Annotated in this window: 21 protein-coding genes and 1 riboswitch; of the genes, 12 read left to right on the forward strand and 9 right to left on the reverse strand. The window is 68.6% G+C overall.

The window, feature by feature from the left end; all coding sequences use genetic code 11:
- The first annotated feature begins 207 nt into the window (after positions 1 to 207).
- From ACWF0M_RS35640 to ACWF0M_RS35665, 6 genes are all read left to right on the forward strand, one after another.
- Complete coding sequence (locus ACWF0M_RS35640; RefSeq protein WP_452240167.1) at positions 208 to 1356, forward strand: L-histidine N(alpha)-methyltransferase; 1149 nt, start codon at positions 208 to 210, stop codon at positions 1354 to 1356.
- A complete protein-coding gene (locus ACWF0M_RS35645; RefSeq protein WP_452240168.1) occupies positions 1353 to 1913 on the forward strand; it encodes a hypothetical protein in 561 nt (186 codons plus the stop codon). Before ACWF0M_RS35640 ends, ACWF0M_RS35645 begins: the two co-directional genes overlap by 4 nt.
- 139 nt (positions 1914 to 2052) lie before the next feature.
- Positions 2053 to 4068, forward strand: coding sequence for a hypothetical protein (locus ACWF0M_RS35650; RefSeq protein WP_452240169.1), 2016 nt, complete (start codon positions 2053 to 2055; stop codon positions 4066 to 4068).
- Between the two features lie 102 nt (positions 4069 to 4170).
- Entirely contained in the window at positions 4171 to 5436 is a 1266-nt protein-coding gene (locus ACWF0M_RS35655) for an extracellular solute-binding protein (RefSeq protein WP_452240170.1), read from the forward strand.
- Positions 5437 to 5570: 134 nt separating this feature from the next.
- Positions 5571 to 6386: a carbohydrate ABC transporter permease gene (locus tag ACWF0M_RS35660; protein WP_452240171.1), complete on the forward strand. Its 816-nt coding sequence runs from the start codon at positions 5571 to 5573 to the stop codon at positions 6384 to 6386.
- Positions 6387 to 7259, forward strand: a complete 873-nt coding sequence (locus ACWF0M_RS35665) for a carbohydrate ABC transporter permease (protein WP_452240172.1) — start codon at positions 6387 to 6389, stop codon at positions 7257 to 7259.
- Between the two features lie 78 nt (positions 7260 to 7337).
- Here the strand turns inward: ACWF0M_RS35665 and ACWF0M_RS35670 are convergent, their stop codons facing one another.
- Positions 7338 to 8303: an LLM class flavin-dependent oxidoreductase gene (locus ACWF0M_RS35670; protein ID WP_452240173.1), complete on the reverse strand. Its 966-nt coding sequence runs from the start codon at positions 8301 to 8303 to the stop codon at positions 7338 to 7340.
- Positions 8304 to 8400: 97 nt separating this feature from the next.
- On the opposite strand from ACWF0M_RS35670, the gene ACWF0M_RS35675 reads away from it, so the two are divergent.
- The 3 genes from ACWF0M_RS35675 (at position 8401) to ACWF0M_RS35685 (ending at position 11930) form a co-directional block, all read left to right on the forward strand.
- Complete coding sequence (locus ACWF0M_RS35675) at positions 8401 to 9516, forward strand: mandelate racemase/muconate lactonizing enzyme family protein (RefSeq protein ID WP_452240174.1); 1116 nt, start codon at positions 8401 to 8403, stop codon at positions 9514 to 9516.
- Between the two features lie 13 nt (positions 9517 to 9529).
- The gene (locus ACWF0M_RS35680; protein WP_452240175.1) at positions 9530 to 10480 is read left to right on the forward strand and encodes a dihydrodipicolinate synthase family protein; all 951 of its coding nucleotides are present in this window, start codon (positions 9530 to 9532) and stop codon (positions 10478 to 10480) included.
- Between the two features lie 226 nt (positions 10481 to 10706).
- Complete coding sequence (locus ACWF0M_RS35685) at positions 10707 to 11930, forward strand: hypothetical protein (protein WP_452240176.1); 1224 nt, start codon at positions 10707 to 10709, stop codon at positions 11928 to 11930.
- A gap of 29 nt (positions 11931 to 11959) precedes the next feature.
- On the opposite strand, the gene ACWF0M_RS35690 is transcribed toward ACWF0M_RS35685, so the two are convergent.
- The 5 genes from ACWF0M_RS35690 to ACWF0M_RS35710 form a co-directional block, all read right to left on the reverse strand.
- Positions 11960 to 12718, reverse strand: a complete 759-nt coding sequence (locus ACWF0M_RS35690; RefSeq protein WP_452240177.1) for an alpha/beta fold hydrolase — start codon at positions 12716 to 12718, stop codon at positions 11960 to 11962.
- Positions 12719 to 13060: 342 nt separating this feature from the next.
- On the reverse strand, positions 13061 to 14077 hold the full coding sequence (locus tag ACWF0M_RS35695) for a zinc-dependent alcohol dehydrogenase family protein (protein ID WP_452240178.1): 1017 nt from the start codon (positions 14075 to 14077) through the stop codon (positions 13061 to 13063).
- Between the two features lie 33 nt (positions 14078 to 14110).
- Positions 14111 to 14386, reverse strand: a complete 276-nt coding sequence (locus tag ACWF0M_RS35700; RefSeq protein ID WP_130383007.1) for a ubiquitin-like small modifier protein 1 — start codon at positions 14384 to 14386, stop codon at positions 14111 to 14113.
- A complete protein-coding gene (gene thrC / locus ACWF0M_RS35705; RefSeq protein WP_452240179.1) occupies positions 14383 to 15645 on the reverse strand; it encodes a threonine synthase in 1263 nt (420 codons plus the stop codon). The genes ACWF0M_RS35700 and thrC overlap by 4 nt, the downstream gene beginning before the upstream one ends.
- A 13-nt stretch (positions 15646 to 15658) precedes the next feature.
- Positions 15659 to 15802, reverse strand: a riboswitch (SAM riboswitch).
- Between the two features lie 364 nt (positions 15803 to 16166).
- Positions 16167 to 17015 (reverse strand): DNA-3-methyladenine glycosylase family protein, encoded by an 849-nt coding sequence (locus ACWF0M_RS35710; protein WP_452240180.1) that lies wholly within the window; start codon positions 17013 to 17015, stop codon positions 16167 to 16169.
- Between the two features lie 292 nt (positions 17016 to 17307).
- Here ACWF0M_RS35710 and ACWF0M_RS35715 point away from each other — a divergent pair, with 292 nt between their 5' ends.
- Entirely contained in the window at positions 17308 to 17775 is a 468-nt protein-coding gene (locus ACWF0M_RS35715; RefSeq protein ID WP_452240181.1) for a hypothetical protein, read from the forward strand.
- Here ACWF0M_RS35715 and otsB read toward each other — a convergent pair.
- From otsB to ACWF0M_RS35730, 3 genes are all read right to left on the reverse strand, one after another.
- Complete coding sequence (gene otsB / locus ACWF0M_RS35720) at positions 17741 to 18574, reverse strand: trehalose-phosphatase (protein ID WP_452240182.1); 834 nt, start codon at positions 18572 to 18574, stop codon at positions 17741 to 17743. The two genes, ACWF0M_RS35715 and otsB, sit on opposite strands and share 35 nt — an antisense overlap.
- A gap of 76 nt (positions 18575 to 18650) precedes the next feature.
- Positions 18651 to 19235 carry a LytR C-terminal domain-containing protein gene (locus ACWF0M_RS35725; RefSeq protein ID WP_452240183.1) on the reverse strand — a complete coding sequence of 195 codons (585 nt, stop codon included), beginning with the start codon at positions 19233 to 19235 and terminating at the stop codon, positions 18651 to 18653.
- 62 nt (positions 19236 to 19297) lie between these two features.
- Complete coding sequence (locus ACWF0M_RS35730) at positions 19298 to 19606, reverse strand: DUF3263 domain-containing protein (protein WP_452240184.1); 309 nt, start codon at positions 19604 to 19606, stop codon at positions 19298 to 19300.
- Positions 19607 to 19755: 149 nt separating this feature from the next.
- On the opposite strand from ACWF0M_RS35730, the gene ACWF0M_RS35735 reads away from it, so the two are divergent.
- Together ACWF0M_RS35735 and ACWF0M_RS35740 are read left to right on the forward strand one after the other, a co-directional pair.
- A complete protein-coding gene (locus ACWF0M_RS35735; RefSeq protein WP_452240185.1) occupies positions 19756 to 21159 on the forward strand; it encodes an amidase in 1404 nt (467 codons plus the stop codon).
- Positions 21150 to 22151 (forward strand): Gfo/Idh/MocA family protein, encoded by a 1002-nt coding sequence (locus ACWF0M_RS35740; RefSeq protein WP_452240186.1) that lies wholly within the window; start codon positions 21150 to 21152, stop codon positions 22149 to 22151. The genes ACWF0M_RS35735 and ACWF0M_RS35740 overlap by 10 nt, the downstream gene beginning before the upstream one ends.
- Positions 22152 to 22156 lie beyond the last annotated feature (5 nt).

Here is a 22156-nt window from a genome sequence, read left to right on the forward strand (position 1 = left end):
ACTCTGCGCCGTAGCGAGCAGGTGCTCGGCGGAGTGCCTCGGCGAGCGGGAGCGGAGGGGTCGATGTGGTTTCATCGTTCCCTTCGCTCCCGCTCGGCGAGGTGCCCGCCGAGTGCCGCGCAGTAGGCGCAGAGTCCCCAGACGTCCTCCAAGGCAGTAGTCGGGAGTAACCGATAACCTGACCTCTCATCGTGTGAGGGGTGAGACGTGACAGAGCCGGTACCCGTGATCCGGAAGCTCGAGCACGCGCTGGCGGACGACGACTTCGCCTGGTCGCTGGTACTGACCGGTGAGGACCAGACGGACAAGCTCGCGACGCTGACCGGCGACCTGCGCGGGCCGTTCTCGACGACCGGCGACGGCAAGCAGATCACCTCCGGCTTCTCGTACTGGGGGATCGGCCCGACGATCGCCTGGGCGAACGCGACGAACGACCCGTTCTACCTGGTCATGAAGGCCGGCGCGGAGTCGTTCCAGCGGCACTGGCGCAAGGTCCGGCCGCATGTCGAGAACGGCGGATTCCACCTGGTCAGCCTCGGCGTCGGCACCGGTGTGAAGGACCGGACGATCCTCGGTGACATGCACCGGCAGAACCGGAACATGTACTACATCCCGGTCGACATGAGCTCCGAGATGCTCCGGATGGGCACCCAGCCGGTCCGCGACGCCCGGTTCCCGGTGGCCCAGGTGCTCCCGGTACAACTGGACTTCTCGATCGCCGACAACATGGAGGAGCTCGGGCAGATGCTGGCCCGGCTGGTCGACGACGAGCCGATCCTGTTCACGCTGACCGGCAACACGCTGGCCAACTTCGAGAGCGACGAGGAGCTGCTCGGCACCCTCACCCGGGTGCTGCGGCCGCAGGACCGGTTGCTGCTCGAGGTGGCCAGTACGACGCGACTCGATCAGGAGGCCGCCGACGCGGCCGCGGACGAGTACCACCAGACCCGCGCGTTCGCGGAGTTCGTCACCAGCACCCTGCGGTACAACACCGACCTCAAGATCCACAACGATCTGGTCAAGTTCATCGGCGAGGTCGAGGACGAGGATGCGCTGCTGGTGAAGATCTTCTGGCAGAACGACACCGGCGAAGAGATCCGCATGGAGCTGCCGGACCACACCGAGGCGGTGCTGCCGATCGGCGACACGATCCGGCTCTACACCACCCGCAAGTACTCCACGACCCGGCTGAAGCGGCTCACCGAGGCCTGTCAGCTGACGCCGGTCGAGGCGATCCAGTCCCAGTTCCGGTACGCCCGCCGCCCGAACCCGTTCGGCCTGGAGCTGCTGCTGCTCGCACCGGAGGCAGCCGGCGAGAGCGCACGCAGCCTCGCCGACGACATCTGGTCCGCATGAGACGGACCGTCGTCAGTCTGGTGACGTACGGTCTGCTCGCACTGGCGTTCGTTCTCGGCGTCCTCTGGTTCTTCTGGCCGAAGGGCTCGCGCTGGGAGCCGGCGGTCAACTCACTTACCCTGGTGGCCGGGCTGACCGGCATCTTCGTCGAACGGCTGACGGCCGAAGCGGAACGCCGTACCGGGGTCCTGCGGGCCGTCGCGAACGAGCTGCACGAGAACACCAGGCTGCTGAACGACGAGCGGTTCTCGCCCGACGCGCCGAGCACCCGGCAGGTGTACCCGCGGCTGGTGGTGTCCGCGGTCGATCTCGCGCTGGTGTCCGGCGCGCTCGGTCTGCACCGGGACGCCGCGCTCGTCGACCTGCTGCATCGTTGGCGGGACACCGTGCACCTGTTCAACCGGCGCCTCGACCTGACCGAGATCAGTACCTTCTCGAACACCATCTCCGAGGCCGAGCTGGCCGGCTTCCATCGCGCGCTGCACCGCGAGAACAGCTACTTCGCGGCCACCCGCGAGAAGCTGCAGAACCTGCTCGACGCGCTCTCCCAACTATGAAACAGCTTTAACGGCCGAGGCCGTAACCGGACCGTTCCTGTCACTAGCTGCAAATTGTCCCGAGCCGTTGACTTGGCCACGCCGCGAGAGCTTCACTTTCGGACAGGACCGTAAATACGGCACCCCGGAGGCAACTCGCATGCGATCAGTCCGCTCCCTTCTCGCACTGGCGCTCGTCGCTCTGCTCGGCACGTCCCTGACCTCACCGGCGCAGGCCGGTCATCAACCACCGGTCGGCACGGTCGTCTCACTCGGTACGCCGCTGTCCGACGTACTGCTCATCGGCGGCACCGTCGCACCTGGCCCGAACGGCAGGACCGCGATCTGGAACGTGTCCACCGGAAGTCCGGCGTACCTGAACGCGATCGACCCGGCCACCGGCGACAGCCTGCTCTCCGCGGCGCTGCCCGGCGCGGACGGCAGCTACGCGGTTGCCGCGACGCCGGACGGCACGATCTACGTCGGCACCTACAACAACGGCCACCTGTACCGGCTGCGGCCGGGCGGCACCGTCGAGGACCTCGGCCGGCCGATCGCGTCCGAGTCGTTCATCTGGCGGATCACCACCGACGACCAGGGCAACGTGTACGGCGGGACGTTCCCGAACGGCAAGGTGTTCTCCTACGACGACAAGACCGGAGCGATCCGCGACTACGGCACCGTCCTGGCGGGCCAGACGTACGTGAAGAGCATCGACTACGCGGGCGGCAAGGTGTACGCCGGCACGATGCCCGACGCGCACATCATGGAGGTCGACGCCGCCAGCGGTGCGATCAGCGAGGTGCCATCGCCGCCCGGTCTCGGCGACCCGTCCGACAAGGTCGTGTACGACCTGAACGCCCGCGGCGGCCGCGTGTACGCGCGGATCAGCACGGCGTTCCCCGGCCCGCTCTACGTCTGGGACATCGCTTCGCGGACCTGGGTGGACGAGATCCCGAACGCGCACGGCCTGGACATCTCCCCGATCGGCGCGGACGGCACGCTGTACCTGATCCAGGGCAGCGAACTGAAGAGGTACGACCCGGCCACCAAGACCCTGACCGGCACCGGGCTGACGTTCACCGGCCGGATCCAGAACGCCCGCTCGATCGGGTACGCCGACCTGAACCTCCCCGACTATCCGGGTACCAGCGTCGTCGGCACCCTGTGGCGCGGCGAGGAGTTCCGGTACAACCCGCAGACCGGCAAGTCCGAGATCTTCACCACCAAGGTCCGGCGGGAGCCGATCGAGATCCTGTCCGTCGCGGGCGGCAAGAACACCATCTACGCCGGCGGCTTCCTGAACGGCGGCGTGTCCGTGGTCAACCCGGCCACCGGCGAGGCGAAGTTCAACCGGTTCTCGCAGGTCGAGGCCCTGATGGAGGGCTCGGACGGCACCGTCTGGGTCGGCGCCTATCCGGAGGCCCGCCTCTACTCCTACGACACCACGCAGCCCTGGAGCAGCCCGGAGTACTCCCCCGGACCACCCGGTACGCCGGACAACCCGAAGAAGCTGCTCAACCTGAAACCGGATCTCCTGCAGACCCGCGCCCGCGCGCTGACCGAGGTGAACGGCAAGATCGCGGTCGGCACCGTCCCCGACGGTGATCGGCTCGGCGGCGCGCTGGTGATCTACGACCCGACGACGAACACCGCGGAGAAGTACCGCAACGTCGTCCAGGACGAGTCCGTCTTCGGCCTCACCTCGCACTGCGGCATCGTGTACGGCGGAACGTCGATCGCCGGTGGCCTGACGACCACCCCGCCGACCCGGGAAGCGGGCACAGTATTCGCGTGGGACGTGGCCAAGAAGAAGAAACTCTGGGAAACCGTGCCGGTGCCGGGCCGCGCGACGGTCTCGTCGGTCACGATCGGCCCGGACGGGCTGCTCTGGGGCGTGGCCGGGAAGACCGTGTTCGCGGTGGCGCCGGACAGCGGCAGGCTGAAGAGGTCCTCCACGCTCGGGACGACGAACTCCAGCGGCGACATCGTCGCCACGCCGGAGGCCGTTTACGTGAGCATCGACCTGAACAAGATCTACCGGATCGCGCCGGGGCGGAATGCCGTCCCGACGCTGTTCGTCGCGCACGCCCACCGGCGGCTCGGCGTCCGCGGGGATCACCAACTGCTGATGACGAGCGGCTCCGAGCTGTTCCGGATTGATATCAGCCGTTGACAGCCGAAATTCACCCCGGCTACTTTCGGTCCTGACCGTTATTCGGTTCTAGCCTTTTGAACAACTTCCGGCCCTGACTTCCGGACACACCCTGGGGGTGCGATGAAATCGACCGTCCGCCGCATCGCGGCACCACTTACCGCGCTCGTCCTCGCCGCCGCGCTCAGCTCGTGCGGCGGAGGCGACGACGGCGGCTCGACCAGCAAGAAGAGCGTCACGCTCTGGATGTACCCGGTGATCGCCGACCAGGCGGCCAGCGACACCTACTGGAAGAAGGTCGAGACCGACTTCGAGGCGGCCAACTCCGGGTTCGACCTCAAGGTCGAGGCCCAGCCGTGGGCGAATCGCGAGGAGAAGGTCGCGGCCGCGTTCTCCGGCAAGAAGGGTCCGGACGTCCTGCTGATGATCCCGGACCAGATCCCGCAATACGTGAAGAGCGGCTCGCTGGAGCCGGTCGACGACGTGGTCACGCCGGAGAAGGACAAGTTCCTGCCGGCCGCGATCCCGGGCCTGACGGTCGACGGCAAGGTGTACGGCGCCCCGATCTACCACACGGTCACGACCACGATGTACAACAAGACGGTCCTGGCCAAGGCCGGGATCGCCAAGCCGCCGGAGACCTGGGACGAGATCAAGGCCGCCGCGCCGAAGCTCAAGGCCGCCGGGTTCTCCACGCTGGACTACTCGGCCTCGCCGGAGGCGACGCTGAACCTGAACTTCTACCCGCTGCTGTGGCAGGCCGGCGGGAAGGTGTTCGCCGACGACGGCAAGAGCGTCACCTTCAACCAGGCGCCCGGCCTGGAGGCGCTGACCTTCCTGAAGAGCCTGTGGGACGGGGGCGCGATCCCGAAGACCGCGCTCACCGCCGGCAACGTGGTCGCCGACTCGCCATTCGGCAAGGGTCAGGTCGCGATGGCGATGACCAGCGTGCCGGCCGACGTCGCCACGGTGACGAAGACCTGGGGCGCGGCGAACGTCGAGCTCGGTACGCCGCTGACCGGCAAGAAGCAGGTCGGGTTCGGGCTCCCGGGCGGTCTGGTCGTGAACGCGGCCTCCGAGAACGTCGACGGCGCGAAGAAGTTCCTGTCGTTCATGACCCAGGCGGCGCAGCTGGACGCGCTCAGCAAGGCGTCCGGGTTCTACTCGCCGCGCACCGACGCCAAGTCCGAGTCCACCGACCCGAACGCGGCGAAGTTCCGGGACGCGTTGCAGTACGCGATCCCGGGTGAGCCGAACCCGGCGGCGCGGCAGATCATGTCGTTCCTGAGCCCGGAGATCCAGGCCGTGCTGACCGGTAAGAAGCAGCCGCAGCAGGCCCTGGACGACGCCGCCAAGCAGGCCAACGACCTGCTCTCGAGGCAGCGTTGACCAAGGCGCAGCAGATGCCGGGCACGGGTCGGGCGGGACCCGTGTCCGGTCAGCGCTCTCGCATCACCTCGCTCTTCTCGCAGCGGGGCGGACCGCGCCGTCGGCCATGGGTTGGTCTGCTGTTCGTCGCCCCCATGCTCGTTCTGTTCTTGCTGTTCCGGTTCTTACCGGCGCTTGGCGCTTTCCTGCTGTCCTTGACCGACTACCGGATCAGTGGCAAATGGGACTTCATCGCGCTCGACAACTACACGCGACTGTTGTCGGACAAGGTGTTCCACGAGGCGCTGCTGGTGACGATCACCTACACGGTGATCTTCGTCCCGCTGACGGTCCTGCTGTCGCTCGGTACCGCCGTACTGCTGCACCAGGTGGTGTGGAAGCGCGGCTTCTTCCGCGGAGTGTTCTTCCTGCCGTACGTGACCAGCATCGTGCTGGCCGCGGTGATCTGGAAGTGGATCTACGACGCACAGGACGGGCTGCTGAACTCGGTCCTCGGGCTGGTGAACATCGGCCCGATCGACTTCCTCAGCCAGTCGAACACCGTGCTGCCGTCGATCGCGGTCACGTCGGCGTGGAAGGGTTTCGGGTACTCGATGCTGATCCTGCTCGCGGGCCTGCAGGCGGTGCCGAAGTCGTACCTGGAGGCCGCGATGATCGACGGCGCGGGGACCTGGCAGCGGTTCCGGTACGTGACGCTGCCGCAGCTGCGGCCGGTGCTGTTCTTCGTGCTGGTGATCGAGACCATCGGCGCCTTCCAGGTCTTCGACGCGATGTTCGTGATGACCGGCGGCGGACCGGTGCGGTCCAGCTACTCGCTCGTGTACTTCCTGTACGACAGCGGTTTCAAGTACTTCGACTTCGGTTACGCCAGCGCGATCGGTCTGGTGCTGTTCCTGATCGTGCTGATCGTCTCGCTCGTCCAGCGCCGGCTCGTCGGGAGGGACGACTAGATGGCTCAGGTACTCGACCGGCCACCGGTCCGCCCGGTAGTGGACACACAGGCAGCGGGCCGGCGTACGGCGGGCCGGTTGACGTTGCCGACCTTGCTGGCGCTGACGGCGATCGTGACCGTCGTACCGTTCGCGGCGATGGTGCTCGTCGCGTTCGCGCCGCCGAGCGGTCAGACGTTCCCAGGCGCGCTGAATCCGGCTCATTTCACCCTCGAGAACTTCTCGAAGGTGCTGTCCAGCTCGGACATCCCGCGCTGGACGGTGAACTCGTTGCTCTACTCGCTGGTGTCCGTGGCGTGCGTGCTGTTGTTCGCGTCGATGGCCGGGTACGCGTTCGCCAAGAAGAAGTTCCCCGGCCGGGAGCTCATGTTCTGGGCGTTCCTCGCCACGCTGATGGTCCCGTTCCAGGCGACGCTGATCCCGTCGTACATCCTGGTCGCGAAACTGGACTGGGTGGACAGCTACTGGGGCCTGATCGTGCCGACGCTGGCGAACTCGCAGGCGGTGTTCCTGATGCGCCAGTTCATCCTGCAACTCCCCGACGAACTCTTCGAGGCCGCCGAGATCGACGGCGCCCCCGAGTGGCGGATCTTCACCATGATCGTCCTGCCCCTGATCCGCCCGGTGCTGGCGACGCTGGGCATCTTCGTCTTCCTCTGGCACTGGAACGACTTCCTGTGGCCCTTGGTCATCGGCCAGTCCGGCCAGATGCAAACCCTCACCGTCGGCCTCGCCACCCTCCAAACCCAAGCCGTCCCCATCAACCAGGTCATGGCCGGCGCCACCATCACAGTGGTCCCGAGCCTCCTGGTCTTCGGCTTGCTGCAGCGCTACCTCACCGACTCCATCGCGATGTCCGGCCTGAAGGCCTGAACCGCTACGCAGGCACAACCCATCCTCGGCGCACCAGCAATCGCTTGCCGAAGGGGTTCTGCCTGCGTGGCGGGACCCTCACACCAGTTCGCCGAACGCCTCGATGGCTTTGAGGGCGTCGGACTGGGGCATCCCAGGCGGTTGAATGCGCAGGATGATGCCGTCGGCGCCCAGGGACTCGTAGTGGGCCAGGCGGTCGGCGCATTCGGCTGGGGAGCCGATGACGCCGCGGTTGGCGATCTCGTCCCAGCCCTGGGTGTAGCGGGCTGCGTCCGCGGACGTGCGCTTCCAGCCGGTGTAGGCGTCGTACAGGTCGCGAAGCGGCTCCTCCAGGGCCTGTCTCGCGTCCTGGGTCGTGGGGGCGCAGAAGCCTTCGCGGCAGACGATCACCTCGGCGCCGAGCGTGCCCTCACCACGCGGGTACGAGCGGTACTCGGCGATCTTGGCGGGGAGGTCGGAGTCCAGTTCGTTGAACGACGTGGTCCAGCCGTCGCACATCCGCGCGGTTCGCTCGAGCATCGCGGACACCCGGCCGCCGTTCCACAGCTTCGGCCGCGGGTTCTGCACCGGTCGCGGCGACAGGAAGGCGTCGGTGATGCTGGTGAACTTGCCGTCGTACGTGACCTCGTCCTCGGTCCACAGCCGGGTGAGGATCTCCAGCCCTTCCTCGAACCGCGCGACCCGCTCCCGCTGCGTCACGCCGTACAGGGCGAACTCCTCCGGCCGGTACCCGAGCACGAACCCGGCGGTCAGCCGACCACCCGACAGTACGTCGATGTGCGCCAGCGTCTCGGCGAGTACGACGGGGTCGTACAACGGCGCCACGATGCCGGCTGTGGCGATCCCGATCCGCGAGGTGTGCGCGGCCAGCCACGTCATCGACGTCAGGATCTCGTGGTACCCGGGCCGGTGCAGATGCCGCTCGCCCAGCACGACCCACTCGAACCCGGCCTGCTCGGCCAGCCGCGCCTGCTCGACCGCGTCGGCCAGCTGGGGCCGCTCGTCCGGGGTGCCGTAGAGGTTCAGATACAGACCCAGCCGCATCGGGGGTGCCACCTTCCGTTGACAGGGAGCGCTTGCGGTATTTACGGTCTTGACCGTAAATGGTTTCAACTCAGATTGCGACCCCTAGGAGCCGGTTATGAGTCTTGCAGTACAACCGGCGGGGTTGCCGGATGGGGGATCGGCGCCGATCAGCGCGATCAAGACCCGCGTGGTGAGTGCGCCGTACCGCCGGCCGTTCCGGATCAGCAGCGGTGTGAGCACCGAGTTGATCAGTCTGGTCGTCGAGGTGCACACCGCGGACGGGGACGTCGGGATCGGCGAGACCTCGCCGATGACGGCGTACACGGGTGAGACCCTGGCCGGCGTCCAGGCGGCGATCGAGGAGCATCTCGCGCCGGCGCTGATCGGCCGGGACCCGCTCGACCGCGCGGGCGCTCACGTCACGATGGACGGCGTACTGCGCGGCCAGCAGGTCGCCAAGTCCGGCCTCGACATCGCCCTGTTCGACCTCGCCGGGCGGATCAGCGGCTGGCCGGTGCACGCGATCCTCGGCGGCAGCGTCCGTGACCGCGTGCAGACCACGTGGGTGGTCGGCCTCGGCACCCTCGACGAGATGGCTGCCGAGGCCGCGGAGTACGCCGGCCGCGGGTTCATGCACCTGAAGGTCAAGGGCGGCCACGACCCGGCGAAGGACCTCGAACTGATCCGGGCCGTCCGCGCCGCGATCCCCGCCGACGCGGAGCTGTGCCTGGACGCCAACGAGGGGTACGACGCGACGACAGCCCTCCCGTACCTCGCCAAGATGAGCGCGGCGGGCCTCACTCTCCTCGAGCAGCCCCTTCCGCGCTGGGACCTGACCGGGCTCGTACGGCTGCGGGACCGCCTCGACGTCCGCGTGATGGTCGACGAGAGCATGCACTCGCTGCACGACGCCTTGGAGATCGCGCGGCGCGGTGCGGCCGACGTACTGAACATCAAGATCCTCAAGGTCGGCGGGCTCCATCGCGCGATGCAGATCGCTGCGGTGGCCGAGGCCGCGGGGCTTGCGGTGAAGGTAGGGTCGATGCCCGAGCTGGGTGTCGCGACGCTGGCCGCCGTACACCTGGCCGCCGCCGTACCCGGAGCGACCGTCGCGGCGGACCTGGTGGGGCCGTTGATGGTCGACGAGGACCCGCTGGCCCCGACTGTGTTCGCCGACTGCGACGGCTGGATCGACGTACCGAAGCGCCCCGGTCTCGGGCACGACGTCTGAGAGAGGTCATCTGATGCATCCACTCGTCGAACGGCTCCGCGGCACGCTGCTCCCCGCGGTCGTGACCCCGATGGACCCGGACGGCGTCGTCGCGTACGACGCTTTGTCCGCGTACGCCGTCTCGCTCACGAAGCATGCTGTCGGTGGCGTCGCGGTGTGGGCGCACACCGGGCGCGGGCTGTACCTGAGCCCGGGCGATCGCGCCAAGGTGCTCGAGACGTGGCGGTCCGCTACCGACGTACCGATCGTCGCCGGTGTCGGCGTACCGAAGTCCTCGTCGGCGCAGACGCTGCAGGAGGCGGCGGACGCGACCGTGGAGATGGCGCGGGCTGCTGCGGCCGGTGGGGCGGATGCCGTGATGGTGTATCCGCTAGCAGCGCTAGGCGAACTGCCGGACGGGGACGCACAGGCGGTCGCCCTGCACGAGCGAGTGGCGGCCGAGAGCGGGCTGCCGCTGGTCGGGTTCTACCTGCACGGCGAGGCCGGCGGGTACCCGTACCCACCTGAGCTGATCCGCGAACTGCTGTCGCTGGACGCGATGCTCGGCGTGAAGACGGCGACGCTGGACCGCGCGATCGGGTGCCAGGACGCGATCTGGGCCGGGCGCGACAGCGGGAAACTGCTGATCACCGGCGAGGACCGGATGTACGGGCCGTCGTTCATGTGGGGCGCGGACACGGCGCTCGTCGGGATCGCGTCGGCACAGGTCGAGTTGTCGGCCGCCGTACTGCGAGCCTGGACTGCCGGCGACCACTCGGAGTTCCTGATCGCGTCGGACCGACTGGACCGGTTCGCGGCGGCGACGTTCTACGCGCCGATCGAGGGCTACGTGCAACGGATGCTCTGGGCGGCCGAATGGGAAGGCCTGATCGCGCCCGCGGCCGCGCACGATCCGTACGGGCCGGAACTGCCTCCGGGCGAGCGCGACCTGGTGATCCGCTGCCTGGAGGAGCTACACCAATAGAACGGACAGTGAGGTGGCGCGCTCCCTCCTTCGCTCCACCACACCGACGCTTCCTGGACCCGCCTCAGGGGGTGGCGGTAATTGTGGTCTTGACCGAAACTAGGAGAGCAAGGCCTGAACGTCAAGATCTCGAGGCCCGCTGCGCTATTCTGCGACTTGAGGGCCAGACCAGAAGTCGTCGGAGGACTGCCGTGAGGATCTGCTCAGCTGTCGGCGGGGTTGACTGATGGCGCTTGCGGTCGGCGTGGTCGGGCCCGAGGACCTGGTTCAGCGGGTGACGGTGGTCGGCGCACCGAGCGGGACCGTGCTCGTGCCGCTGGCGTACCGGCACGAAACCGAGGCGGTCGAGCTCGTCCAGCAGGCGCAGGGAGACGTCGACGCGTTCCTGTTCACCGGCGTCGTCCCGTACACGATCGCCACCGAGGCCGGAGTGATCGACCGGCCTGCGATGTACGTCTCGTACGACGGGGCGACCTTGCTGCGCGCGCTCGTCGAGCTCCTGCGGCTCGGCCACAACGTCACCCAGTTCTCGATCGACACGCTGCGGCGGTCCGAGGTACTGGAGACCCTGATCGAGGCGAAGCTGCCGACGGACCAGATCCAAGTGCTGCCGTACCGCCCGGGCCTGACCTCGGACGACATCGTCGAATTCCACCGCACCGCACGCGAGAAGCACGGCACGAAGGTCGCGATCAGCTGCCTGGGTTCGGCGTTCCACCTGCTCGAGAACGAGATGCCGTCGGTGCGCCTCGCCCCGTCGCGGTACTCGATCCGCTCCACCCTGCAGGCCCTGGTCCTCACCACGACCGGCCAGCACGTCGGCGACGCCCAGGTCGCGCTCGGCGTCATCGACCTCCCCGAACCGGACGACGCCCTCGCCGCCGACCTCATCACCCTCGGCGGCAGCCTCGCCGCCCTCCCCGACGGCCGGTACCTCGTCGTCACCACCCGCGGCCTCCTCGAGCAGGCCACCGAACAGTTCTCCCGAATGCCCCTGCTCGACCACCTGGCGGCCCGGCACAGCACGGCGTACGTCGGATTCGGCGTCGGCCGTACGGCGGCAGAAGCCGAGGCGCTCGCCCGTCGCGCCGTGAGCCGCGCCGCCTCGATCGGCTCCGTCGCCGGCGTCGTCTCGATGTCCGACGACGTCGAGATCGTCATCGAACCCTCCGGCGACCAGCCGTCCGGCGCCCGCGGCACCGAAAGCCTCCCGCTCCTCGCCCGCCGGGTCGGCCTCAACACCCAAACCCTCGCCCGCATGCGCGAACTCACCGCCACCCTCCCCGACGGCCTCACCACCCAGGACGTAGCCGACCACCTCGCCGTCCAACTCCGCACCGCCCGCCGAGTCCTCAAACGCCTGGAACGAGCCGGCCTAGCCGCCCCCACCGGCACCCAACAACACGGCCGAACCGGCCGCCCACCCACCGTCTACCTCATCCGCCTATAGCCGGCCGGGTTTGCGAAACAAGTTTGCACCTACTGCGAAAAATGTTCCGCAAAGAAGGCTGCGGCGTCATCCGCGACGGCGTACCAGTCAAGGTCGTGACGCCCTCCGTCGATCGCCACCAGACGCGACGGCGCCCCGACCGCGAGCAGAGCGCGATGGAGCCGCTCCGCCTGCTCGTACGGAACGGTCTCGTCGGCCGTGCCGTGGACGATCAGAAACGATGGCGCGCCGGCGCTGACGTGCGCGATGGGACTTGCCGCGCGGAGCTGTTCGCGATGCGTGGACACATCGCCGCCAACCAACGCGGTGACCGGCGAAGGGCGGTCGATCCGCATCGCGCCGCCGGGATGGAGGAGATCGCTCGGACCGCTGATCGTCACTACTGCATGGACGTTCCGCCGAAACCTGAGGCCGGCGAGGGCTGCGAGGTGTCCTCCGGCGGACTGACCCCAGACGCCGATGCGATCGGGATCGACCGGTAGGCCGAGTGGGTTGCGGTGCAGCCAGTCGAGGGCGGCGTGTACGTCGTGCAGCTGCGCGGGGAAGATCGCCTGCCCGGTGTGGCGGACGGAGATGGCGACGGTCAGGAAGCCTGCGCGGGCGAGCACGGGATTCGCGAACGGCAGCAGGGCGGACGAGCGATCACCGGGTCCCCAGCCTGGGCATCCATCGATGCGTATGACGGTCGGGAGTGGGGTGGTGGAGAGCGGACTTAGTACGTCAAGGTAGAGGGCGATCCCGTCTGGGTCGGCGTAGCGGATGTTGCGGCGCAGGGTGAGCTCTGGCATCGGGTCGATCGCCTCCTCGGGTCGGAGTCGACCGTTGCATCGGGGCGATGCCGAGGTCCAGAGCGATCCGCTGGTGTCCTGCTTCTGAAGTCCGTGACATGAATCGTTGGCAGGCGGTGCGCCACCATCAGCGCCGCCAAACCCCCGCCCCGCACCACGCCTCCTTCGGAGCAGATGCGCCCGCGGATCGCCTGCGGCCGATTCCGCTCCGATTGGGGAGTGTTACGGGCTGATTTGGGTGGGTCTGGCTCCCCAAACCGGTTTGGGGAGGGCTGAGGGCTGCCGCGGATTGCTGGCGTACGTCCAACGCCAACTTATGGCGCGAACTTCAGGAGCAGGATCCTAGGGGGTGATGACGGTTACGCCGGCGGGGGTTGCGGTGGTGAGGGCTGCTAGGGCGGTTGGGGTTTGGTCGAGGGTGATGGTGCGGGTGATGAGTTGGTGGGGGTTTAGGTTGCCGGTGGCAACTAGGGCGAGCATTTCGGGGTAGGCGTGGGCGGGCATGCCGTGGCTGCCTAGCCAGGTGAGTTCTTGGCCGATGAGGCGGCCTACGTCGAGGGTGACGCCGGACGGGAGCAGGCCGATCTGGACGTGCCGACCGCGCGGGCGGAGAGCTTGCAGGGCTTGCTGGACGATGTCGTTGGAGCCGAGCGCATCGATGGTGACGTGAGCACCGCCCAGGTCATGGACCTGCGTGACGGTGTCGGCGGACGCGTGGATGGTGTGTACGGCGCCGTGCTCGCGGGCCAGGGTCAGCGCCTCGGGGTTGGTGTCGATGGCGATCACCTCGGCGCCGAGGGCCGACGCGATCATGACCGCTGACAGGCCGACGCCGCCGCAGCCGAAAACCGCCACGCGTTCACCTTCGACGACCTGCCCTACCTGGTGGACAGCGCGGAACGAGGTGGCGAACCGGCAGCCCAGCCCCGCGGCGGTAGCGAAGTCCATGTCGTCGGGCAGTCGCACCAGGTTCACCTCGGCGTACGGCACAGCGACGTACTCGGCGAACGAACCCCAGTAGTTGAACCCAGGCTGCAGCTGATTCGGACAGACCTGCTGGTTCCCCTCCAGGCACTGCTCACACTCACCGCACGCGCAAATGAACGGCGTCGTGACGCGATCCCCGACCGCCCATCCGGAGACTCCGGCCCCGACCGCGGCGATCGTCCCGGCAAGCTCGTGCCCCGGGACATGAGGCAGCACGATGTCGGAGTCGTGCCCCATCCACCCATGCCAGTCGCTACGACACAGCCCGGTGGCCTCAACCTTCAACACCACCGAGCCGTCCGCCACCACAGGCTCCGGCACCTCACGAACCTCAGGCAGTACGCCGTACTCCGACACCACGACCGCTCGCATTCGAGCAGCCTAAGTCAGGCTGAATCAGCCTGATCAGCCGCCCGCGACGGCCGGGATGATCGAGACCTGGCCGCCGTCCTTGATCGTGGTCTGGAGGCCGTCGGCGAACCGTACGTCGTCATCGTCGACGTACACGTTCACGAACCGGCGCAGCTCACCCGAGTCGTCCAGCACGCGTCCCTTGATCCCCGGGTACGACGCGTCGAGCGAGTCGAGTACCTCGGTCAGGGTCGCGCCCTCGGCGGACACCTCGGACACGCCCTGGGTGTAGGGCCGCAGGATGGTCGGGACGCGAACGCTCACACTCACTGCAGGCCTGCCTTCACGAAGGCGTCGTACGACGCGGGGATGGTCACCTTGGGGCCGACCCGGTCGGCCACGGCGTCGAGCGTCTTCAGCCCGTCGCCGGAGTTGATGATGACGGTCTCGGCCTCCGGGTCGAGCTGCCCGGTCGCGATCAGCTTCTTCAGCGTCGCCACGGTCACCCCGCCCGCGGTCTCGGCGAAGATGCCCTCGGTCCGGGCCAGCAACTGGATGCCCTCGATGACCTCTTCGTCGCTGACGTCCTCGATCGCACCCCCGGTACGGCGGGCGACGTCCAGGACGTACGGCCCGTCCGCCGGGTTCCCGATCGCGAGCGACTTCGCGATCGTGTCCGGCTTCACCGGCTTGACCACGTCGTGGCCGTCACGGAACGCCTGCGCAACGGGCGAGCAACCGGTCGCCTGGGCGCCGTAGATCTTGTAGTCGGTGGCGTCGACGAGGCCGAGCTTGCCGAGTTCGGTGAAGCCCTTGTCGATCTTGGTCAGCTGCGAACCGGACGCGACCGGGATCACGACCTGCTGCGGGATCCGCCAGCCGAGCTGCTCGGCGATCTCGAAGGCGAGCGTCTTGGAGCCTTCGGAGTAGTACGGGCGGACGTTCACGTTCACGAACGCCCAGCCCTCCTCCTCGCCGGCGATCTCGGAGGCCAGCTTGTTCACGTCGTCGTAGTTGCCCTCGACGGCGACCAGCGTCCCGCCGTACACGGCAGTGGTGATCACCTTCGGGCGCTCGAGGTCGTGCGGGATGAACACGACCGAGCGGATGCCGGCCCGGGCGGCGGCCGCGGCGACCGCGTTGGCCAGGTTGCCGGTGGAGGGGCAGGCGAAGACCTTCATGCCCAGCTCGCGGGTGGCGCTCAGCGCGGACGCAACCACCCGGTCCTTGAAGGAGTGGGTCGGATTGCCGGAGTCGTCCTTCACCCAGAGCTTCTTGAGCCCGAGCTCCCGGGCCAGGTTCTGTGCGTCGACGAGCCGGGTGTAGCCGGGCTCGGTGTTCGGGAAGCTGGCCACGTCGACGGGGACGGGCAGCAGCGGCTGGTACCGCCAGATGTTCTTGGGTCCGGCCTCGATCTGCTCGCGGGTGATGTTCGGGTACTCGTACCCGACCTCGAGCGGACCGAAGCACTCCATACAGGCGTAGAACGGGCCGAGCGGCGACTTCGCCCCACAGGCGCGACAGCTCAGGTGCGTACCGTTGCCGAAGGCACCTTCACGGATCGTGTGGGTGGCGGCGGTCAGGCTCATGAGTGAGGTTCCCCTCTCATCTTCCCCGCGAACACCGGATCTCGGCGGCGGGACGGATTTGGCACCGTTCCGCCGCGAAGCGCCCCGGGTGGGGGCTCGACGGGGAGGGTTGCCGGGACTTCAACGGGCCGTTTCCCTCAGTCCCTCTGGATGAGCTGCCCCCGAGATTACCCAATCGGGTCCATATTGTGTCATGTGATCCCACCATCCGAGACGCCCGATCTCAGCGCCGGCCCGAACCTCCAGGCCATCACAATCCACCTCCCGACCCACGCCTGAGCGGGCGGGCGAGTTGCCGGCCGCGATTGTGATGGCCTGGGCGTCCGCGTGCGTCGCGCCGACCGGACGCCGGCCACTCACCAACCCCTCCCAACCGGCAGGCAGCCACCGCCACCACGCGTGACATCGGCGTCGCGCGATGGGTTGGTGAGTGGCAGCGGTCCGCTCACAGGCGGTGGGTCGCGCCAGGGTGGCGAGTGGCAGCAGTCCGCTCACAGGCGATGGGTCGCGGGGTGGTTCGGTTACAGGCGGTGGGTGGCGCCGGGGGTGTGGGTTGGGAGGGACTTGCGGGGGCCGTAGCGGGGGTGGCCTATGCCGGCTAGTTCGATCAGGCGCTGGACGCGGAAGCGATGGCCGCGGTACGGCTCGATCAGTTCGGCGCAGCCGTCGTCGTCCAGCTCCTCGCCGATCAGCGCGTACGACACGTTCCGCGACACGTGGTAGTCCGCGAACGAGAACGCGTCCGCGTCCCCGTGAGCCCGCTGCCGTACTTCGGCCGCCGTCCACACCCCGACCCCCGGCAGCGACCGCAGCCGCCGCTCGATCTCGGCCGAATCAGTCAACTCGAGCGTTCGCTCCAAAGCACGAGCCCGAGTCGCCGCCGTGATCACCACCCGCGACCGCCGGCCCTCGACCCCCGCCCGCAGCCATTGCCACGACGGGATCTGCCGCCACTCTTCCGGCGCAGGCGGCACCATCATGACCCGATTGCCCTGCTGATGAGGCCCCGGCGCAGGCTCGCCGTACTCACGCAGCAGCAGCCGCCAAGCGCGGAACGCCTCCTTGCCGGTCACCACCTGCTCGATCCCGGCCGCCGCCATCGCCTCGAACACCGCCCGCGTCCGCGGCACCCGCACATCCGGGAACCGCCGCGCCGCGTCCACCAGCACCCGATGCTCCGGCAGCGGCTCGAACCCGTCCCAGCTGTCCCGCTCCCCCAGCAACTCCGGCACCCCGTCGAGCGCCCATTCCGCCCCCGGCCCCCACGCCTCCGCCTCGACAAACCCGGCGTACGGCGTCAACCGCAACAGCACCGCCCCGTCCGGAGTCCGCGTGGCCCGCCACACAGTCCGCCGCCCCGCATCGAACACATACGCCGGATCCCCGGGCCCCTTCCGCAACCCCCCAATCACCGAATGCGGATCCACCACTCGCCCAGCCCGCCAAACCCGCACCACCGAACTCACCCACCCAGTCTGACCTACCCCACCGACAACCGGGCATGGGACCGGTACGCGATGGTGAACCTCCACGCAGGCAGAACCCACCCTCCGAGGGTGTTTCGGCCCTGGTTTTCGGGGTTCTGCCTGCATGCACGAACAACTCGTGCGGGCCGTGTCCTAAGAATTGAGACATTGGGACATCGGCTCGATACTGAGCGGTATGACCGGCTGGCAGTGGATGAAGCTCGTGGGCAACTTCCTCAACCTGTCGACCCTCGCCGGGGCGGTGGTGGGGGTGTTGGGGCGGGCGACGTTCAGTCGGGGGCCTCGAGGGTTGTTCTTTGCGAACGGGTACAAGCTGGGGTTTCCGGTGGCGGGGGCGTTCACGATCGGGAATGTCGTGCTGAGCAAGCACGAGCGGGCGTACTTCGACAACCCGGCGCTGGTGCGGCACGAGGAGCGGCATTCGTGGCAGTACTTCTGCCTGATCGGCCTGCCGATGCTCCCGCTGTACGTCGTGGCCGTGGTCGTCTCGTTCCTGCTCACGGGTGACCCGGCGTCGCGGAACCTGTTCGAACGGCTCGCCGATCTGAAGGAGGGCGGGTACGTCGAGCGCCCGATCCAGCCGATCGGGAAGACCGTGACGCAGGCGTTCAGCGGGCTGAGATCGCGTCCGAAAGGGCCGTGAGGACGGTCACCACGCCGCTCGGGTCGTCGACGACGATGTCCGCGGCGTCGATCAGCTCGGTCGCGTTCGAGGACCGCGTGGCGAGCAGTACGGCGCGGAGTCCGGTGTCGCGTTGTGCCTGGATCGCCCGGTACGCCGCCAGGTCGCCCAGGTCGTCACCGGCGTACAGGATCGACCGCGCGCCGGTCGACTCGATCAGGCTGCGGAGTGCGACGCCCTTGTCGATGCCGGGCGGCCGCAGTTCGAGCACGAGGTTGCCCGGCTCCAGCCGCAGCCCGGTCTCCTGAGCCAGCGCGGTCAAGGGCGCCCGCAGCAGTTCGAGGGACCCGGCCGGATCGTCCAGCCGGCGGGTGTGCACGGCCAGCGAGCTGTCCTTGTCCTCCACGAACGCATCCGGTACGCCGACCTCGCGCAGCAGCCCCGGCAACCGGTCCCGTGCCGTCGCGACACCAGCCGGCACCGGCTGGCTCGTCACCTTGCCGGTCGCGGCGTCCCACCGCTCCAGCCCGTAGTGCCCGAGTACGACGAGGTGCCCGAGGCCCGGGTGACCGCTCACCCCGGACAGCTCGGTGGCGACCAGTGCGGGCCGGCCGGTGACGATCGCGACCTGGTTCACGGACCGGGCGAGCCGGGCCAGCGCGTCCAGGGCGCCTTCGACCGGACGGGACCGCGCCGGGTCCTCGACGAGCGGCGAGAGTACGCCGTCGAAGTCGGACGAGATCACCGCGGTCGACGGGTCCGAGACGATGGCTTCCCAGCCTTCTCGTCCCGCATCGGTCTGGATGACCGGAGTGCTCATCCACGTCCTCGCTTCGCTCCGGGCGCGGATGAGGCACGAGGCACGCTGTGTTTGATTGTTCGCTCGCTGCGCTCGCTCATGCGGTGTAGTCCGAGGTGAGGATCACGGTCAGGCGATCCTTCTTCATGTTGTCCAGTGCGCCCTTGGACCGGCCGATGCCGAGGTCGTGGGCGAGCTGGTTGGCGGCGTCGAGCATGCCCGGCGGGTAGTACACCGTGCTCTCGGCGACCTTGCCGTGCCAGTTGTCCGGCGACCCGGACACGGTCCAGCCGGCCTGCCGGGCGCGGCTCGCGACGGTGTCGGCGAGGCCCTTGCGCGGGGTGTTGTTGTAGACCTCGATCGCTGGCTTCTCCTCAGCGGGGATCGTCACCGGCTGGGTCGGCTGCGTGGTCTGAGGCGGCTGGGAGGTCGGCGCGGTCGACGGCGGCTGGCTGCTGGGCACGGGCGGCGGCGCGCTGGTCGCCTCGGTCGTCGGCTTGGTCGACGGTCTCGGCACGCTGGCCCCGACGGTCGACGGCCCGGAAGAGGGTTTCGCAGCCGGCTTCGGCGAAGCGCCGGTCGGCTCGTCGGCCTTGCTGTCGTTCCCCCGGGTCCCGAACAGCACCAGCAGCCCGGCCACGATCGCGACGACGGCGGCCACGGCGACGAGCGAGGACAGCACCTGCCCCTGCTCGCCCCGCGGGCGTGGGCAAGCGAGGCACGCCCTGAGGCGGCGGGACATGGTCAGACCTCGATGCCCAGTCGGCGTGCGGAGCGGGCGCGCTGGCGGGCCGCGCGGAGGCGGCGCAGGCGCTTGACCAGCAGCGGGTCGTGAGCGAGAGCCTCGGGGCGGTCGATGAGCGCGTTCAGGACCTGGTAGTACCGGGTCGCCGACATCTGGAACTGGTCCCGGATCGCCTGTTCCTTCGCGCCGGCGTACTTCCACCAGTGCCGCTCAAAAGCAAGGATCAGGCCGTCACGCTCCGAGAGTCCGGCAACAGCCGGCGGCGCAGCTTCGGCGGGGCCGGAAGAGCTGGCGTTGGCGCTGTCCATGTGCAGCTGACTCCTGTGCGGTCGGTGATCGTCCGTCCGCCTGCCACTCTACGTGCTGAACAACAGCGATGTCATTCACCGCTCGGACGACACGAAGCGTGTCGTTGACGAGACAGCCGGACGCGGACAACTCTGGCAGGATCTTGGGGGTGAGCTCAACTCTTTCCAGCGTGGCGGTGGTGGAGGAGTTGCAGGGGCGGATTCGTGAGGTCGACCCGTTGGTCAACGCCATCTGCACGCCGAACCCCGCCGCGCTCACCGAAGCCGCCCACCTCGACACCGAACGTGACGAGGGCAAGGTCCGCGGACCGCTGCACGGCGTACCGGTGCTGGTCAAGGACAACGTCGACACCGCCGACCTGCCGACCACGGCCGGCTCGCTGGCGCTGGCCGATCAGCCACCGCCGCCGGAGGACGCCCCGCTGGTACGGCGGTTGCGCGCGGCGGGCTGCGTGATCCTGGGGAAGACAAACCTGAGCGAGTGGGCGAACTTCCGCGGCTCGGCGTCCTCGTCGGGCTGGAGCGCGTACGGCGGCCTCACCCGCAACCCGTACGCGCTGAACCGCTCGGCCGGCGGCTCCTCGTCCGGCTCCGGCGCCGCGGTCGCCGCGGGGCTGGCCGACTACGCGATCGGTACCGAGACCAACGGCTCGATCGTCTGCCCGGCCGCGCTGAACGGCGTAGTCGGCCTCAAGCCCACGGTCGGGCTGGTCCCGCAGCAGGGCATCGTCCCGATCTCGCACTCGCAGGACACCGCCGGGCCGATGACGAAGACGGTCACCCAGGCGGCTGCGCTGCTCACGGTCCTCACCGGCGGCCAGACGGACTACACCGAGGCCTGCCGCGGCACGGACCTCAGCAACGTGCGCATCGGCGTACCGCGCGGTCCCCTGTGGGGCTACTCGACTGGGCTGGACCAGGTCACCGAACACGCGCTGGAGCTCCTCAGCGAGTGTGGAGCCACGCTGGTCGACCACCTGTCGTTGCCGTCACCAGGTGGTGACGAGGACCAGTTGCAGGTGCTCTCGCACGAGCTGAAGGTCGACCTGGCCGCGTACCTCGCTACCCGCGCGCCGGGCGGCCCGCGGACGCTGGACGACCTGATCGAGTTCAACAAGAAGCACGCGGACCAGGAGCTGCAGTGGTTCGGGCAGGAGCTGTTCGAACGCGCCGCAGCCACTGAGGGCCTCAGCTCCCCCGTGTACGTCGCCTCGCGCCTGACCGCGCTGCGGGCGGGCCGCGACGGTATCGACGGCCTGCTCCGCGACAACCAGCTCGACGCGCTGGTGTGCCCGTCGTACTCACCGGCCTGGGCGATCGACCTGGTGAACGGCGATCACGTGCTCGGCAGCTCCTCGTCACACGCGGCCCTGGCCGGCTATCCGCTGCTCTCGGTCCCGTCCGGACTGGTCTCCGGACTGCCGGTCGGGCTCACGATCAGCGGTACGGCGCGAAGTGAGGTCACGCTCATTCGCTTGGCGCACGCCTTCGAAACCGCGAGAATCGCTGCAGACGGACCGTTCCCGACCCCGGAGTTCAGACAGTGGGTATAGATCGCGTCAGGTGGGGAATTGTTGCGACCGGCAACATATCGACCCAGTTCACCCACGATCTCGGGCTGCTCCCGGACGACGCCGTCGCGACCGCGGTCGCGTCCCGTTCCCAGGACAGCGCGAACAAGTTCGCCGCCGAGTTCGGCATCCCGCACGCGTACGACGACTACCGCCGGCTGATCGACTCCGGCGAGGTCGACGTGATCTACATCGGTACGCCGCATCCGCAGCACTACGCCATCGCCCGCACGGCGTTGCAGGCCGGCGTCGCCGTACTGTGCGAGAAACCCGTCACGCTGACCGCCGCGCAGGCCCGGGACCTGATCGCGGTCGCCGCCGAGAACAACACGTTGTTCGCCGAGGCGATGTGGATGCGCACCAACCCGGTGATTCAAGCGCTCTTCAAGGACCTGGAGAGCGGGGCGATCGGCGAGCCGCAGCAGGTGGTCGCGGACTTCGCGTTCTACAAGCCTTCCTTGCCGGTTCGCCTGCTCGACCCGGCGCTCGGGGGAGGCTCGCTGATGGACGGCGGCATCTACCCGATGACGTTCGCCTACCTGGCGCTCGGCCGTCCGGCGGAGGTGAAGGCAGTCGGTTCGCTCAACGACGACGGCGTCGACCTGAACGTCGCGATGGCCTGGCGGTACGACTCCGGCGCGGTCGCCGCGCTGACCTGCGGCCTGCGGTCGCAGAACCCGTGGGTCGCGTCGATCAGCGGCCCGGACGGCAACCTGCAGCTCCCGCACCGCTTCCACCATCCCGAGTACTACGTGCGTACGACCGCTGCCGGAGCGGAGCGGATCGACGTACCGACGCATGGACGTGGGTACCACTACGAGGCAAGCGCAGTGATGGACGCGCTGCGTGCGGGGGCGCTCGAAGTACCTGCGTTGCCGCACGCCGCCACCCTGGAGATTCTCGACCTGCTCGACGAGACCCGGAGACAGATCGGGGTTCGCTACCCCGGTGACGACGACGACCTGAGTGGATGACGCTG

The organism is Kribbella sp. NPDC055110 (genome assembly GCF_053607525.1).